Source organism: Streptomyces sp. NBC_00435 (genome assembly GCF_036014235.1).
Classification (GTDB): Bacteria; Actinomycetota; Actinomycetes; order Streptomycetales; family Streptomycetaceae; genus Streptomyces.
Genome location: NZ_CP107924.1, coordinates 2,091,377 through 2,106,615, shown reverse-complemented (window position 1 = coordinate 2,106,615; position 15,239 = coordinate 2,091,377). Strand labels below are relative to the sequence as shown.

The following is a 15,239-nucleotide window of genomic DNA, read 5'->3' as shown; positions in this document are numbered from 1 at the left end:
ACGACCACGCCCATGACAGCGACGCCCATGACAGCGACGACAACGACGACAACGACGACGACAACGACGGCAGCGACAACGACGACGACTTCGACGACGAGGGCGCCGGCGACCGCGCGAGCCGCCGCGCACCCGCCCGGGTCCGCGTCCGCCCTGCCGCGCCACGCCGCCGTGTTCCTCCCCGCCGCCGTGCCGCGCGAGGGCCGCGTCGCCTTCTGGGCCCCCGACGGGGACGCCCTGCCCGCCGAAGGCGTCCCGGGCACCCTCCAGGTGGTCCGTCCCCATGGCGAGGGCGTCCGTACCCGCACCGTGCCCGCTGTCACGATGACGGTCTCCGCCGCCCTGCCCGTGCTCGTCCGCGCGGCCCGCGCTCGCGCCGCGCATCCCGCGACCCGTGCGTGGGGCACCGCCGCCGTGCAGGCGCTCACCCTGGTGGCTCGGGGCCGTCTGCTGCCCGGGCTGACCCCCGACGGCATCGACGCCTGGCGGGCCGGGCCCCTGGACGCCGAGGACCTCGGGCATCTGCGCGCGGTCGCCGCCGCGCTGCCCCACGAGGGGTACGCGACTCCGCTGGCCGGCCGCCGTCCGCTCCAGCTGCCCGAACCGGAGGCGCTGGTCCGGGCGTTCCTCGATGCCGTCGCCGACAGCCTGCCCCGGACCCCGGCGGCTCCGTTCGCTGCGGGGCGTCCGTTCGCCGCCCGGGAGCCGCAGCACGTCCCGGGGATGGCCGACTGGGCCGCGCAGGTCGCCTCCGGGGCGGACACCGGTGTCCGGATCTCCCTCCGCCTCGACCTGTCCTCCTTCCGCCTCTTCGACGGGGCGGAGGGCGCGGAGGACGGGACGGAGCGCGGGGAAGACCTGCGCCGCGCCGGGGCCGCCGTCGTCCAGGTGCACAGCCTCGCCGACCCGACCCTGGTCACGGACGCTTCGATGCTCTGGGCGGGCGCGGGCGCGGCCGCGGCCGGGTTCGGGCCCCGGGCGCGGATCGACGCCGTACTCGCGCTGCGCCGGGCGGCCCGGGTGTGGCCGCCGCTGCTCAGGCTGCTGGACCAGCCCGTCCCCGATGTCCTGGCACTCTCGGATCCCGAGCTCGAAGACCTGCTGGGCCGGGCCGCGACCCGGCTGGCGGAGGCCGGAGTCCTGGTCCACTGGCCGCGCGAGCTGGCCCGTACGCTGACCGCGACCGCTGTCGTACGGGCCACCGCGCCCGGTTCCGCCACCGACGGCACCGCGTTCTTCGACGCCGAGCACCTCTTCGCCTTCTCCTGGGAGCTGGCGCTCGGCGGAGACCGGCTCACCCCGGGGGAGATGGACGCGCTCGCGCAGGCCCACCGGCCCGTGGTGCGGCTGCGGGACCAGTGGGTGCGGGTGGATCCGGAGCTGGTGCGCAAGGCGCGCAAACGGGAGCTGGGCCTGCTGGACCCGGTGGACGCCCTGGCCGCCGTACTGACGGGGACGGCCGAGGTCGGGGGCGAGCCGGTGGCGGCGGTTCCCGTGGGGGCACTGGCCGCCCTGCGGGACCGGCTGACCGGGGAGCTCGTGCCGCTGCCCCAGCCCGCCGGACTCAAGGCCACCTTGCGCGACTACCAGGCCCGCGGGCTGGCGTGGCTGGACCGGATGACCTCGCTCGGACTCGGCGGCTGCCTCGCCGACGACATGGGGCTGGGCAAGACGGTCACCCTGATCGCGCTCCACCTGCACCGCGACCACCCCGAGCCGACGCTGGTGGTCTGCCCGGCCTCACTGCTGGGCAACTGGCAGCGGGAGATCGAGAAGTTCGCCCCGGGCACACCCGTGCGCCGCTTCCACGGGGCCGGCCGCAGCCTGGACGGGCTGGCCGGGGGGTTCGTCCTGACCACCTACGGGACGATGCGCGCGGCGGCTGTCAGGCTGGCCGGACAGCCCTGGGGCATGGTCGTCGCCGACGAGGCCCAGCACGTGAAGAATCCGCACTCGGCGACCGCGAAGGCACTGCGCACGATCCCGGCGCCCGCCCGGGTGGCCCTGACCGGCACCCCGGTGGAGAACAACCTCTCGGAGCTGTGGGCGCTCCTCGACTGGACCACGCCCGGACTCCTCGGCCCGCTCACCGCGTTCCGGGCCCGGCACGCCCGGCCCGTGGAGCACCAGACGGAGGAGGACGGCGGCAACGAGGCGGCCGTCGCCCGACTGGCGGCGCTGGTCCGGCCGTTCCTGCTGCGGCGCAAGAAGTCCGATCCCGGGATCGCCCCCGAGCTGCCGCCCAAGACGGAGACCGACCATCCGGTGTCCCTCACCCGCGAGCAGGCCTCGCTCTACCAGGCGGCGGTCGACGAGGCGATGGCGGTGATCGGCGCGAGCGAGGGCATCGAGCGGCGCGGCATGATCATGAAGCTGCTGGCCTCCCTCAAGCAGATCTGCAACCACCCCGCGCAGTATCTGAAGGAGCAGGGCACGAAGGGCGAGCAGCTCCGCATCGCGCACCGCTCCGGGAAGCTGGCCCTGCTGGACGAGCTGCTCGACACGATCCTGGCCGAGGGCGGCTCGGTGCTGGTCTTCACCCAGTACGTGACGATGGCCCGCCTCATCGAGCGCCATCTGACGGACCGCGGCATCGCGCACCAGCTGCTGCACGGCGGTACGCCGGTCGCGCGGCGCGAGGAGCTCGTGGACCGCTTCCAGGCGGGCGAGGTCCCGGTGTTCCTGCTCTCCCTCAAGGCGGCGGGCACCGGCCTCAACCTCACCCGGGCCGGCCACGTCATCCACTACGACCGCTGGTGGAACCCGGCCGTCGAGGAACAGGCCACCGACCGCGCCTACCGCATCGGCCAGACCCAGCCCGTCCAGGTCCACCGCATCATCGCCGAAGGCACCGTGGAGGACCGCATCGCCGAAATGCTGGAGGCCAAGCGCGCCCTGGCCGACGCCGTCCTCGGCTCCGGCGAGACGGCGCTGACCGAGCTGACCGACCGCGAGCTGGCCGACCTGGTCTCCCTGCGCAGGCCCGCGTGATCACCGCGCGGGACGACCGCCGCCGCACTTTCGAGACGGTGCCACCCGGGGTGGAGGCCGTCAGCTGGTGGGGCCGTGCCTGGGTCTCGGCGCTGGAGGCGGTGGCCCGTGACGGAGCGCGCCTGACCCGGGGGAGGGCGTACGCGACCGAGGGGCACGTGGACGCCGTCACCATCACACCGGGCCGGATCGTGGCCTACGTACGGGGCAGCCGGCCGCGTCCGTACCGCACCGAGCTGTCCCTGCCCGCCTTCTCGGACGCCGAGTGGAGCGAGCTGCTGGAGTCGGTCGCGGCCGATCCGGCGGCGCTCGCCGCGCTGCTGGAGCGGGAGGTCCCGGAGTCACTCGCGGAGTCGGTCCTGCCCGGCGCGGGTGAGCTCGCGCCGCGCTGCTCCTGCCCGGACGTGGCGCGCCCGCCGTGCAAGCACGCCGCGGCCCTCTGCTACCGGGCGGCCCGTCTCCTGGACGCCGATCCCTTCGTCCTGCTGTTGCTGCGCGGCCGCGGGGAGCGGGAGCTGCTGGAGGAGCTCACCCGTCGCAACGCCGCCCACGCCGCGCGCGAACAGCCCGACGAGGCACCGGACTTCCCCGGTGTGCCGGCCCGTGCGGCGCTCGCCCGGACCGTCCTGCCGCCGCTGCCCGCCCCGCTCGCGGCGCCCTCCGCCGTCGGGGTGCCGCAGGCTTGTCCGGCCGACCCGGCGGCCCCGGACCCGATCGCCCTGGACCAGCTCGCCGGGGACGCGGCCCTGCGCGCCCTGGTGCTCCTGAGCACCGCCGAGGATCCGATGGGCGGGCTGAGCCGCTGGCAGGACGCGGTCCGGCTGGCTTCGGCGCATCCCACGGCCGGGCTCACCGGCGCCGCCCGCGCCCTCTACCGGGACCTGGCGCACGCCACGGGGCGAAGCACCACCGACCTCGCCCGGGGCGCGGCGGCCTGGCGTCAGGGAGCCCTGCCGGCCCTGCTCGCCCTCGAGGAGCCCTGGGACCCGCCGGCCGGCCCCTTCGACCGGGCCCGTCCCGCCCTCCTCGCCGCGGCCCAGGGGGCCTTCCGCCCCGACCGCAACCGCCTGACCGCGGGCACCCGCCAGCTCCGCCTCGGCCGGGACGCCCTGTGGTACGCCTACGAGTCCCGGCCGGGCAGCGAGGACTGGTGGCCCACGGGCCGCCCCGCCCCGGACCCGGTCACGGCCCTGCGGCACTGAGTCGCCCCGCCCTGTTCAGTTTCGGCCAATCTGATCCGAGGTCGGAGTCCTCCCGTCGTGTCGCTCGGTAATGGGTGATATATCGCGTGGTATTGGGTCGTCGCTTTCCAGGTGGGCGGCCCTCTCCTCGCCTGCTCCCGGAGGTTCCACCCAGATGCTCGGCCGGACGGCGCAAGCCGGTGCCCACAACGGAATCGACGACCCCGGCCTCGACCGCTTGCGCGGGGTGCTGGGCGCGTGGCGCGAGTCGCTCATCGACATGGGCGGCCGGAACCGGCTGCTCAACTTCCGGCACACCAGAACGTCCACGCTGGAGATCAAGTCGCCGGGGGCCGGGTCCCTGCTGGCGGGGCTCGCCTCCGGCTGGGACTTCGAGCGCATCGCCGTGCCGGGCGAGGGCGCTGGGGACTCCGCGGACGGGGTGTCGCTGGCGAAGGGATCCGGGTCTCCCGCATCCGTCGCCACGGGCATCGTCACGCAGAAGTCGACCCAAGCGCTGCTCGATCGGTCGCTGACCCAGCTGAGGTCGACCTCCGGGCGGATGTACAACGACTACGGCCTGTGGGTCCTCTGGCTCGGGGTCGGCACGGTGGAGTGGCGGGAGGAAGGCGCGCACGAAGGCAGCCGCGCGCCCCTCGTCCTGGTGCCGGCGGAGCTCACCCGCGACCGTTCCGGACGGGTCCGGCTGCGGGCGGCCGAGCAGCAGGATCCTGTGCACAATCCGGCGCTGGCCGTGAAACTGGGCCAGCTCGGGGTCGACTGGTCGGCCGTGGCCGCCGTCGACTGCATGGACCCGGCCCAGGTGGTGGGCCGGGCCCACGAGGCGGTGGCGGGCCAGCAGGGCTGGAGCGTGGACGACGGCGTTGTCCTCGGGCTGTTCGCTTCCCACAAGGAGGCCATGTACCAGGACCTCAAGGAGAACGAGGAGGCGATCCTGGGCAACCCGTTGATCCGGGCCATCGGGCTGGGCCCCGAGTCGGGTCTCCCGGACGACCTGATCGGCTTCGAACCGCCCGCTCTCGACCGCATCGACGAGCTCCAGCTCCCGGAGCGGACCCCGCTGGTCCTCGACGCGGACGCCTCGCAGCGGCAGTGCATCGCCGCGGCCATGGAGAAGCGGTCGTTCGTGATGAGCGGACCGCCCGGTACCGGCAAGAGCCAGACCATCACCAACATGATCGCGGCGCTGATGCACGCGGGACGCAGCGTCCTCTTCGTCAGTGAGAAGGCCGCCGCCCTGGACGTCGTGCGCAACAGGCTCACGGACGTGGGGCTGGGTGACTTCGTCCTCGCCCTGCACAGCGGTGACACCGCGAAGAAGGCGGTCGCCCAGGAACTCGCCCGCGTCCTCATGACCGAGGTACGGGCCAAGGGTGCGCCGGAGCATGAGCTGGCCGAGGCCAGGCGCCTGCGGGAGGAGCTGTCCGCGCACGCCGCCGCCATGAACGAGGAACGCGAGCCGCTCGGCCGGTCGTTGTACGAGGTGCTGGGCCGGATCGCCCTGCTGGACCAGCAGGACGCACCTCGCCTCGCGCTGGGGACCACTGGTGTCGGCCGGACCCTCGCGCTCAGCGCCGCCCACCTGCAGGAGGCCCTGGGGGCCGCCGGATCCATGGCGAGGTCGTGGCGCCCGGTCACGGAGGGAGCGGGCTTCGCGTGGCGCGGGTTGCGGCACATCGGCTCGGAGCCGGGGTCGGGCCCGAGCGAGGGCTCGGGTTCCGGGTCCGACGCGGGTTCCGCTCCGGCGGGCGGCGGGCCCCTCGCCCGGCTGGAGGAGGCGCGGGCCGCCCTGCAGGCGCTGCGCTTCGCTGCCGAGCGGCGTCCGCTGGCCGGGTGCACCGCTGAGCCGCTCCGGGCACGGGACGTCGAGCGGCTCGCGGCCGAGCTCCGGCCGGGGCCGCCGGCCAGGACTTCCGGCAACGGCAACGGCAACGGCAGCGGCCCCGCCGGTACACGGACGGGCGGATCGCTCCCCGAAGACCCGTTCCCGCTGGTCGTGCGGGTGGCCGGCGCCTTCGGGCTGGACGAGCCGCACGACCCGGCCGGAGTGTTGGCCCTGTGCGAACTCGCGGACCTGGCCGGCGCCCCGCACCGCCCGCTGGAACACTGGTTCGACGCGCCCGTGCGGCGGGCGGCGGGGAACGCGGCGGAGGTGCTGAGGGCGGCCTTCGCGGCGGCCGGCGCGGCGCGCGCCGCCGCCGAGGACGCGTTCGGGCCGCAGGTCCTCGCGTACGAGCCGCTGGCGGAGCTGGTGCGCCGGTTCGACGAGGAACACCACGGACTCGCCTCCCGCTTCAAGGGGCAGTTCCGCACGGACAAGGAGGCCGTCGCCGGCCTCGCCGTCAACGGGACCTGGACGAAGGAACTGCGTGCGCGGCTGGGCCAGGCGCTCGCCTGGCAGCGGGCCCAGGCCGAGGCCGTCCGGCTGACAGCCGAACACCGGGAACTGCTGGGGGTGTACCTGCCGGCGGACGGCACCCGGTTCGGCCCGCTGGACGAGGCCTTGGCCACGGCCGGGCGCATCGGTGAGCTGGCGCCGGGAGCCCGGCTGCGGGAGCTGCGGGAGCAGCTGGCGCACGGGTCCGCACCCGGTGACCACGTCCGCCACCAGGTTCAGGCGGTCCGTGCGGCGCTGGCCGACTGGGCCGAGGCAGCCGAGCGGCGCGGTGCGGCGTGGAGCGCCGCCTCGGCCGCGCTGCACGGACTGTTCGACGAGGCGCGGAAGTCGGCGCTCCACCCCGCTCTGACCGGGACGCTGGCCGATGCCGACCGGGTGCTCGGAGTACTGGGGGCTGATCACTCGGGCCCGGAGGAGTGGCGGGCGCACCACGACGGCCTGGCCGTCCTGGCGCGGCTGGGTCTGGCAGAACTCGCGGCGACGGCCGCGGAGCGGCGCATCGGGGCCGCGGAGTTCCCGGGTGGGGTGGAACGCGCCCTCCTGCAGAGGTGGGCCGACGCGGTGCTCGCGAGCGACCAGCGGCTCCGTACGACCAGGTCCACGGACCTGGACGCGCGCGTGGCCGACTTCCGGGCGGCCGACCGGGGGCTGGTGGCCGCCGCGGGCGGTGCGGTGATCGCCGCGTGCAACGGCCGCAAGCCGCGGGCCTTCGGCGGCGGCGGTTCGGGGATCATCATCCGCGAGGCGGAGAAGAAGACCCGGCACATGGCCGTGCGGGAACTGCTCGGGAAGGCCCGGGAAGCGGCCCAGGCGGTCAAGCCGTGCTTCATGATGAGCCCGCTGTCGGTCAGCCAGTTCCTGCCCGCCGATTACCGCTTCGACGTAGTGATCTTCGACGAGGCCTCGCAGGTCCGTCCCGGTGACGCCGTCAACTGCGTGTACCGGGGACGCTCCCTGATCGTCGCGGGCGACGAGAAGCAGCTGCCGCCCACCTCGTTCTTCGACTCGTCCATCGGCGACGAGGGAGGCGACTACGACGAGGACGTGCCCGACTCCTTCGAGTCGCTGCTGGACGCGTGCAAGGCCGGCGCGATGCGCGCGCTGCCGCTGCGCTGGCACTACCGCAGCCGGCACGAGGACCTGATCACCTTCAGCAACCGGTCCTTCTACCGGAACTCCATGGTCACCTTCCCGGGTGCGAGGGAACACGGACCGGACGTCGGTGTCGCCTTCGTGGAGGCGGCGGGAACCTACGACCGCGGCGGCCGACGGGACAACCGGATCGAGGCGGAGGTCGTGGCCCAGCGGGTACTGCACCACTTCGACACCCGACCGGGGCAGAGCCTGGGAGTCGTCGCCCTCTCGCAGGCGCAGGCCGCGGCGATCGAGGAGTCAGTACAGCGGGCGCGGCTGGCCCGGCCCGATCTGGACGACCGCTTCACCGAGAACCGCCTGGACGGATTCTTCGTGAAGAACCTGGAGTCGGTGCAGGGCGACGAACGCGACGTCATGATCATGTCGATCGGCTACGGACCCGACGAGCACGGCAAGCTGACCCAGACGTTCGGCCCCATGAACAACAAGGACGGCGGCTGGCGACGCCTCAACGTCGCCGTCACCCGGGCCCGTCACCGGATGGAGGTGGTCGCCTCCTTCCACGGCGGCCAGCTCAAGGACAGTGACAACCGGAGCATCCAGGACCTCAAGCGCTACCTCCAGTACGCGGAGCACGGGCCCTGCGTCCTCGCCCAGGACCACGGAACGGCCGACGCCGAACCGGACAGCCCCTTCGAGGAATCGGTCCTCGCCGTCCTGCGCGGGTGGGGGCACGACGTGCGACCGCAGGTCGGCGTGGCCGGCTACCGGATCGACCTCGGTCTGCGCCACCCGGCCGCGCCCGGTGCGTACGCCCTCGGCATCGAGTGCGACGGCGCGATGTACCACTCGTCCCGGGCGGCCCGGGACCGCGACCGGCTGCGTCAGGAGGTGCTGGAGGGCCTGGGCTGGACCCTGTACCGGATCTGGGGCACCGACTGGTACCGCAACCGGCCGGAGGCGGAACGGCGGCTGAAGGACGCCGTCGAGGCCGCCGTCGCCGTCGACCCGTTCGCGCGGCCGACGGTCGTACGGACGCCACCTCCTGCGCCGTCCGCGGACGGGCCGGACGACACGGCGGAGCCGTGGACCGGGATCGGGATCGGGGGCGGGACCGGGACCGGGAGCGGTGCTGGGGCCGCGGGTGGGCCCGGGAGCGGGTCCGTCGCGCACCGGATTCCGGCTCCGCGGCCGGAGCCCGAGCGGGTCCTGGTGAGCCGCGTGCCCGAACGCGAGTGGAGCCGGACCTACACGACCGCCCAGGTGTCCGTCGACACCACCTGGGCCGCACCGGAGATGCACACGCCCGAGGCGCGCCCCCGGTTGCACGAGCTGCTGGCACGCATCGTGGAGACGGAGGGGCCGCTCCACGAGGAGCTGCTCGTCCAGCGGGCACGGGAGGCTTGGGGGTTGGGCCGCTCCGGCAAGCGGATCGTGGACAACGCCCAGTACGTGCTGCGCGAACTGGAGAGGCAGGGGGCCGTCGAACGGGCGGACGCCTTCGTGGACATCGCCGGCCGGGAGATCCGCTGGGCGCGCACCGCGCAGGACGAGAACCCCCGGAAGATCGCCCATGTCCCCCCGGGCGAACGGCAGCTCGCGCTCCGGGAGCTGACGCTCGAATGCCCCGGCATGAGTCAGGAGGAGCTGCTCCAGCAGGCCCGCGAGTTCTTCGGCTGGAAGCGCATGGGCTCGGACATCCGCACCGCCCTGGAGTCCGACGTCGCGCAACTGCTGGCGCAGGGCCGCCTCACCGGTTCGACGGACCGGCTGGCGGCCCGCCGCTGAGGTTCTCGCGCCCGCCCGGTCAAGTGGTGGGCAGCCCGTCCGCCCAGCGCTGCAGGGTGGTGAAGTCGGCCGGGCGCAGGCCATGTTGGGGGCGGATGCGCAGGAGCAGGGCCGGGGCGGGGTGGTGGGCGACGACCCAGGCGCGGTCGCGGGGCGTGATCATGTCGTCGACCCAGGCGAAGGGGCGGCCGGCGGCCCAGTCGAGGAGGTGGCGGGTCTTCCAGGAGAGGCCGTCGGGGTCGCGGGCAAAGAGCTCCGGCCATTCGACGACGGGAAGATCAGCCGGAAGTCCGATGTGCGGGGCGATCATCGTGTTGGCCTGGTGCATCCAGGTGGTGGCCCAGGCGAGTTCGTAGGGCAGGGCCAGCAGTCGGGCGCCGTGGGCGGGGTGGAGGCGTACCCGCAGGCCCCGTCGGGCGCTGCGGGAATCCGGTGCGCGGCGGGACATCCAGACCGTCGGCCGCATCCGGTGGCTGGTGTAGCCGCGCAGGCCTGCGAGTCGGGACCGGAACGGGTTGAGGGGTCCGTCCACGTCGAGGAGGAGCAGCGGGCGAGTCATGAAGTAGGGATTACCCAGTACACGATGGAGTGAAATGCGTACTGGCGCTATAACCCGAACGGGGTTACAGCGTTGTTTCCGGTGTGGGTGCAACGCCCGTGAACCCTTCCGGAAGGCAGGAAAACTGATGCGTCACAGTCGTCGGAATGGCTTGATCGCGGCGGTGGTCGCGGGAGGTGGACTGGCGGTCGTGGGGGTGGGTGGCTTCGCCCACGCCGACGCGGGTGCGGGTGGGCACGCGGAGCGGTCGCCGGGGTTGCTGTCCGGGAACCTGCTGCAACTCCCGGTCCACGCCCCGGTGAACGTGTGCGGGAACACCGTCAGCGTGGTCGGCGTGCTCAACTCGGCCGCCGGGAACCAGTGCGTGAACCAGGGCCCGGGCGGCAACGGGCACCAGGAACAGCCCGGTCATCCCGGGTCCGGGTCCGCGCACCCCTCGAAACCCGGCGCCGGAAACGGTGCGGGGAACGGCCCGGGGACCGGCGCGGGGCACGGATCGGGCAACGGTGGGGGAGCGGTGGCCGATGGGCGGGGAAAGGATTCTCCCGGGCTGCTCTCCGGCAACGGGCTCCAGCTCCCGGTCGACGTTCCGCTGAACATCAGCGGCAACTCGGTGAGCGTCGTCGGCGTCGGCAACTCCTCCGCGGGCAACACCTCCGTCAACGGATCGACCCCGGTCGTCGAGGTGCCCGCCCAGCCGCCGGTCACCCCGCGGCCCGTCACCCCGCCGGCCCCGCCCGAGGGTCCCTCGGCGCTCGCCCACACCGGGGCCGAGGGGGTCGGGTACCTGCTGTCCGGCGGTGGGGCCCTGCTGCTCGGCGGAGTACTGCTCTACCGCCGGTTCCGGCTCAACTAGCCCGCGCGGACGGGTCGGGGACGGCCCGCCAGGCGTCCAGGATCGCGTCGATCCGCGGCGCCAGTCGGGCCCGGGCCGCGAACCGGGGCACGCCCCCCATCAGCAGGGCGTCGTACTCGGTGTCCAGGTGCCGCACCGCCGCCCGTACCGCCGCCGACACGGCAGGCGCATCGAGGGCCCGGCCCGCCGCGCTGCGGCCCACCCGGCCGCTGCCGCGCACCGAGGCGTGCGCGGCGATGGCCCGCGCCCGGTCGGCGGGGCATCCGGGGAACAGGCGCAGGATCTCGGCGGCGAACGCCTCGGTGAACCGGATGTCCTCGGCCGCGCGGCGCAGCCGGTCGCGCTCGCGGCGCCTGGCCCGTGCCTCGGCGTCGGCGAGACAGGCGAGCTCCGCCCGGGCCAGGGCCCCCTCCTCGACGAGGAGTCCCCGGCGCTCGTAGCGGCGGCGGCTCCGGTGGAAGCGGACGACGACGGCCGAGAGAGAACTGGCCTCGTGGGCGCGGCGGGTGAGGGCGGTGTCCCCGCGCGGCAGGTAGACGAGGTGTCCGAGGTCGGCGCAGTCCAGGCAGCGGGGCACGCCGACCTCACGGACGAGGTGGCGCAGCGGTCCCTGCCTGCATTCCGCGCAGTGGATCTGCTTCATCGACTCGAAAACGACCAGGCTCATACCGGTGTGATACCGCCGTGTGGGCCGTATATCACCTTGTCATTACGGGTAGTTGCGCTTTCACAGAGTCTTCCCTGACCTCGTGGTGTCCTCCTACCGTGAATCGAGTGGGCCGCGGTGGGCCCATGGAGGAGGGAAACATGGCTGGACGGCAGGCGACGGCGGGGCGCCCGAGAGCGATGGGCCGGCGACCCGAGGCGGAGATCGCCTCCGGCCTCGTGGTGCGGGAAGTCGCCATAGAACCGGGCGGCTGCACCGGCTGGCACTACCACCGCGTCCCGCTGATGGCCGTGGTCAAGTCCGGCACCCTGACCCGGATCCTGCACGACGGCACGGTCGAGGTGCACCGCACCGGAACCAGCTTCGTCGAGCCCGCCGGCATCCACCACGTCCACCTCGGCCGCAACCTCGGCTCCGAGCCCGTCGTGCTCTGCGTGACCGCCGCCCTCGCCGAGGGCGACCCCTTCGCGCTGCCCGCCGAGGCCCCGCCCGGGGCCCCGCCGTGCGAGTGCGCGACGCGCACCCGGTGAACGCCGGTCAGACGAGACGGCGTATTTCCCCGCGCACGCGGTAGAAGCCCCCTGAGGCCGGGTGCAGTCCGTCCACCACGTACCGGGCGCCGGGCTCCCGGATCCCGCGCGGGAACTGCACGTTCCAGGAGGGCTCGAAGCCGCCCGAGACCACTTGGACGCGCATCCGGCCGCCCTGCTGGACGCACTCCACGACCACCCCGCCCGCGGGCACGGCGGCCACCGACACCGTCGCCACCGCGGCGGGGCTCGCGGCCGGGGTGAAGACGGGCAGGGCGGCGGCCGACTTCACGTCCACCGCCGTCGGCACCGATCCCTCGCGGGCGGCGGCGATCGCGGCCTCGCTCGCGTCCACGCACACCAGCGAGCCGTCCGTGGTCACCAGGTACAGCCGCTCGTCCAGGTACTGCATGGACAGCGCGGCCCCGCTGCCGGTGCCCAGTTTCCACAGCCGCCGCCCGTCGGCGTCGAAGCAGTAGACGGAGGACGCGAGGTCACCGGCGAAGACGTGCCGCCCGTCCGGCGAGGTCGCGCACGAGTACACCGCCGCGTCGCACCGGTAGGAGGCCTCCAGTGCGCCCGTCGCCTTCGACAGCCGCTGCACGGTGTTGTGCCCGGTCCCGGCATACACCGCGTGGTCCTCCTGCCAGCCGAACAGCACCGATCCGTCGGTCTGGGTGTGCCACAACTCCCGCCCGCCGTCCGGGGCGTAGGCCGTGACCCCCTTGCTGTGGCCGTGGTAGACCGCCCGCTCGTCCGCGCGCACCATCCAGGCGTTCGTGCCGGCCGAGCGCCGCGACCACTGGAACTCGTCCTCGTGGTCGATGACCGTCAGCCCCCCGCTGCGGTCCGACACGTTCAGCACACCCTCGCGGATGTCGAGCCAGAAGATGTCCACATCGGCCGCGATGTCGTACGCCCCGAACGGGACCTTCGAGGACAGGTCGTAGACCGTGCCGTCGTCACAGCCCGCGTAGATCCAGAACTCGTCCGCCACCAGGCATTTCACCCCGTCCGGCAGTGAGTACCGGGCCAGTACCTCACCGCCGTGGCTGAGCGTGTAGACGTCGCCGGCCTGGTTGCCGACCCAGCAGCGGTCCTCGTCCACGTGGATCCCGAAGGCGGAGGACCCGGTACGGAACCGCCACAGCACCGGGGCCACCGCCCGCGCCGTGGACGGCGCCGACGTCACCTGGCGGCGCGTCACCGACCGGGCCGCGCGGACTCCCCGCACCGCCGGGGCGTAGCCCTTGCGGACCTTCTCCCCGACCTTCTTGGCGGCTGCCGCCCGAGCCTTCTCGATGGTCGGGAAGGAGGAGTTCTGCAACTGGCCGTCCGCGCCGATGCGCCCGTAGCGCACGGAGACGGCCGTGCCGTCCACAGTCACCTCGTAGAACTTGTGGGCACCGCCGTCGTCCTGCGACAGCTCCAGATACGTCGTCTCCCGAGCCATGACAGACCCCTCCCCAAGGCCGGGCCGCCGGCCCCCTGTGCGCCGGTGATCCCTCCTCAAAAACGTTAGGGGCCACCACTGACAATGGCCTGGTGCAGCTGGAAGCGATCACCTGGCAGCGGATGGCCGAGCGGCTCGCCGGTCATCTCGACGACGACGCGGCCGACGACGGAGCAAGCGGAGCGAACAGAGCAAGCGGAGGGAACGCCTGGGACGGCGGGGACGGAGGCGGCAGCCGGTCCTGGCGGCGGGTCGGCATCGACGGGGCGCCCGCCGCCGGCACCGGCGTACTCGCCGCCGAGCTCGCCGACGCCCTGCGCCGGCGCGGCCGTTCGGTCCTGGTGGTGGCGGCCGGAGGCTTCCTGCGCCCGGCCTCGCTCCGCTTCGAGTTCGGGCGCGAGGACGTGGACTCGTACCTCGACGGCTGGTACGACACGGCCGCGCTCTGGCGGGAGGTCTTCGGCCCGACCGACCCCGGCGGCACTGGCCGGGTGCTGCCCGACCTCTGGGACCCGGCCACCGACCGGGCGACCCGCAACCCCTACGCCGAACTCCCGTCCGGCGGCGTGCTCATCGCGCACGGCCCGCTCCTCCTGGGGCACTGGTTCCCCTTCGACCTCAGCGTCCACATCAGCCTCTCCCCAGGGGCGCTCGCCCGCCGCACGGAGGAGTCCGCCCGCTGGACCATCCCCGCCTTCGCGCGCTACGAGGCCGAAACTGACCCGGCGGCGCGGGCCGACGCCCTGGTCCGGGCCGACGATCCGCGCCACCCGGCCTGGACGGGTCTGCGCCCAGGACCGGCCGGTTGACCGCTGCCTCGTGCCGCCGCCCCGTCACGGAGGTACGCGAACGGCAACAGGCGGATCCCGGCACGGTGACGAACAGTTCCGGCCACCCCGCCGGCCGATGGCGCGCGCTACGTTGACGGCACGCTTCGACGGCGGCCACCAGGTGGCGCCCCGGCAGAGGGAGACGGCAATGCGCGGACACGGCGAAGGACTTCGGGGCGCGAGACGGATGCGCGCACAGGCGGCGTTCGCCGCGCTGGCCCTGTGCGCGACCCTGGTCCTCACGGGCTGCGAAGGTGACGACGAGGACGGCGCGGCGGGGGCTCCCGGTGCGAGCCCCGGCACGAGCGCGACGGCCACGGGCACCACCTCGCCCTCCTCCGCCCCTTCGCCGGCCGCCTCGGCGTCCCCGAAGAAGCCGGCTCCGACGGTCACCCCGGCAGGGACGAAGAAGGCGCCGACGCCCGGTTCCACCTGCGACCACAAGATGCCGATCTCGCCCGACGAGGTCGCCGTCTACCGCTACACCCCCGAAGGCGGCGTCCACAGCCTGATCATCAAGCACGGCAACTGGGGCTGCGCCGCGCCCGGTGCGGACGCCGCGCCCTTCGAGACGACCGGCAAGGAGACCTACCTCAACATCGCCGAGGACGCCAGGATCACGGCGGTCACCCCGGTCGTCGCGAGCAGCGTGAGCCAGCCGATCACCCTCCAGCAGCTCATCGACTGGCTGATCGCCCACCCCGACCAGGGCCGTGTCTTCCGCTACCACCTGGACAGCAAGGGCGTCATCGACTCGCTCGACCAGCAGTACACCTCGTAACGCCTCGCAACACCTCGCCGTCCCTCGTCGGACTTCGCCGCACCTCGTACCACCTCCCGAGGGCACGGCCGTACGGGCCCGTCCGCCCT

Annotated in this window: 10 protein-coding genes; 7 read left to right on the top strand and 3 right to left on the bottom strand. The window is 73.8% G+C overall.

The window, feature by feature from the left end; genetic code table 11:
• The first annotated feature begins 27 nt into the window (after positions 1 to 27).
• The 3 genes from OG389_RS09620 (at position 28) to OG389_RS09610 (ending at position 9,474) form a co-directional block, all read left to right on the top strand.
• Positions 28 to 2,991, top strand: a complete 2,964-nt coding sequence (locus tag OG389_RS09620; RefSeq protein WP_328298043.1) for a DEAD/DEAH box helicase — start codon at positions 28 to 30, stop codon at positions 2,989 to 2,991.
• Complete coding sequence (locus tag OG389_RS09615) at positions 2,988 to 4,193, top strand: SWIM zinc finger family protein (RefSeq protein ID WP_328298042.1); 1,206 nt, start codon at positions 2,988 to 2,990, stop codon at positions 4,191 to 4,193. Before OG389_RS09620 ends, OG389_RS09615 begins: the two co-directional genes overlap by 4 nt.
• A gap of 154 nt (positions 4,194 to 4,347) precedes the next feature.
• The gene (locus tag OG389_RS09610) at positions 4,348 to 9,474 is read left to right on the top strand and encodes a DUF3320 domain-containing protein (RefSeq protein ID WP_328298041.1); all 5,127 of its coding nucleotides are present in this window, start codon (positions 4,348 to 4,350) and stop codon (positions 9,472 to 9,474) included.
• 19 nt (positions 9,475 to 9,493) lie between these two features.
• On the opposite strand, the gene OG389_RS09605 is transcribed toward OG389_RS09610, so the two are convergent.
• Positions 9,494 to 10,033: a hypothetical protein gene (locus OG389_RS09605; RefSeq protein ID WP_328298040.1), complete on the bottom strand. Its 540-nt coding sequence runs from the start codon at positions 10,031 to 10,033 to the stop codon at positions 9,494 to 9,496.
• Positions 10,034 to 10,160: 127 nt separating this feature from the next.
• On the opposite strand from OG389_RS09605, the gene OG389_RS09600 reads away from it, so the two are divergent.
• Positions 10,161 to 10,889 (top strand): chaplin, encoded by a 729-nt coding sequence (locus tag OG389_RS09600; RefSeq protein ID WP_328298038.1) that lies wholly within the window; start codon positions 10,161 to 10,163, stop codon positions 10,887 to 10,889.
• Here OG389_RS09600 and OG389_RS09595 read toward each other — a convergent pair.
• Positions 10,882 to 11,556, bottom strand: coding sequence for a DUF2293 domain-containing protein (locus OG389_RS09595; protein ID WP_328298037.1), 675 nt, complete (start codon positions 11,554 to 11,556; stop codon positions 10,882 to 10,884). The two genes, OG389_RS09600 and OG389_RS09595, sit on opposite strands and share 8 nt — an antisense overlap.
• Positions 11,557 to 11,696: 140 nt before the next feature.
• Here OG389_RS09595 and OG389_RS09590 point away from each other — a divergent pair, with 140 nt between their 5' ends.
• Entirely contained in the window at positions 11,697 to 12,086 is a 390-nt protein-coding gene (locus OG389_RS09590; protein ID WP_328298036.1) for a cupin domain-containing protein, read from the top strand.
• Positions 12,087 to 12,093: 7 nt separating this feature from the next.
• On the opposite strand, the gene OG389_RS09585 is transcribed toward OG389_RS09590, so the two are convergent.
• Positions 12,094 to 13,539 carry a WGR domain-containing protein gene (locus OG389_RS09585; RefSeq protein ID WP_328298035.1) on the bottom strand — a complete coding sequence of 482 codons (1,446 nt, stop codon included), beginning with the start codon at positions 13,537 to 13,539 and terminating at the stop codon, positions 12,094 to 12,096.
• 92 nt (positions 13,540 to 13,631) lie between these two features.
• Between OG389_RS09585 and OG389_RS09580 the strand changes: the two genes are divergently transcribed.
• Positions 13,632 to 14,348 carry a uridine kinase gene (locus OG389_RS09580; RefSeq protein ID WP_328298034.1) on the top strand — a complete coding sequence of 239 codons (717 nt, stop codon included), beginning with the start codon at positions 13,632 to 13,634 and terminating at the stop codon, positions 14,346 to 14,348.
• Between the two features lie 208 nt (positions 14,349 to 14,556).
• Entirely contained in the window at positions 14,557 to 15,150 is a 594-nt protein-coding gene (locus tag OG389_RS09575; protein WP_328298033.1) for a hypothetical protein, read from the top strand.
• Positions 15,151 to 15,239 lie beyond the last annotated feature (89 nt).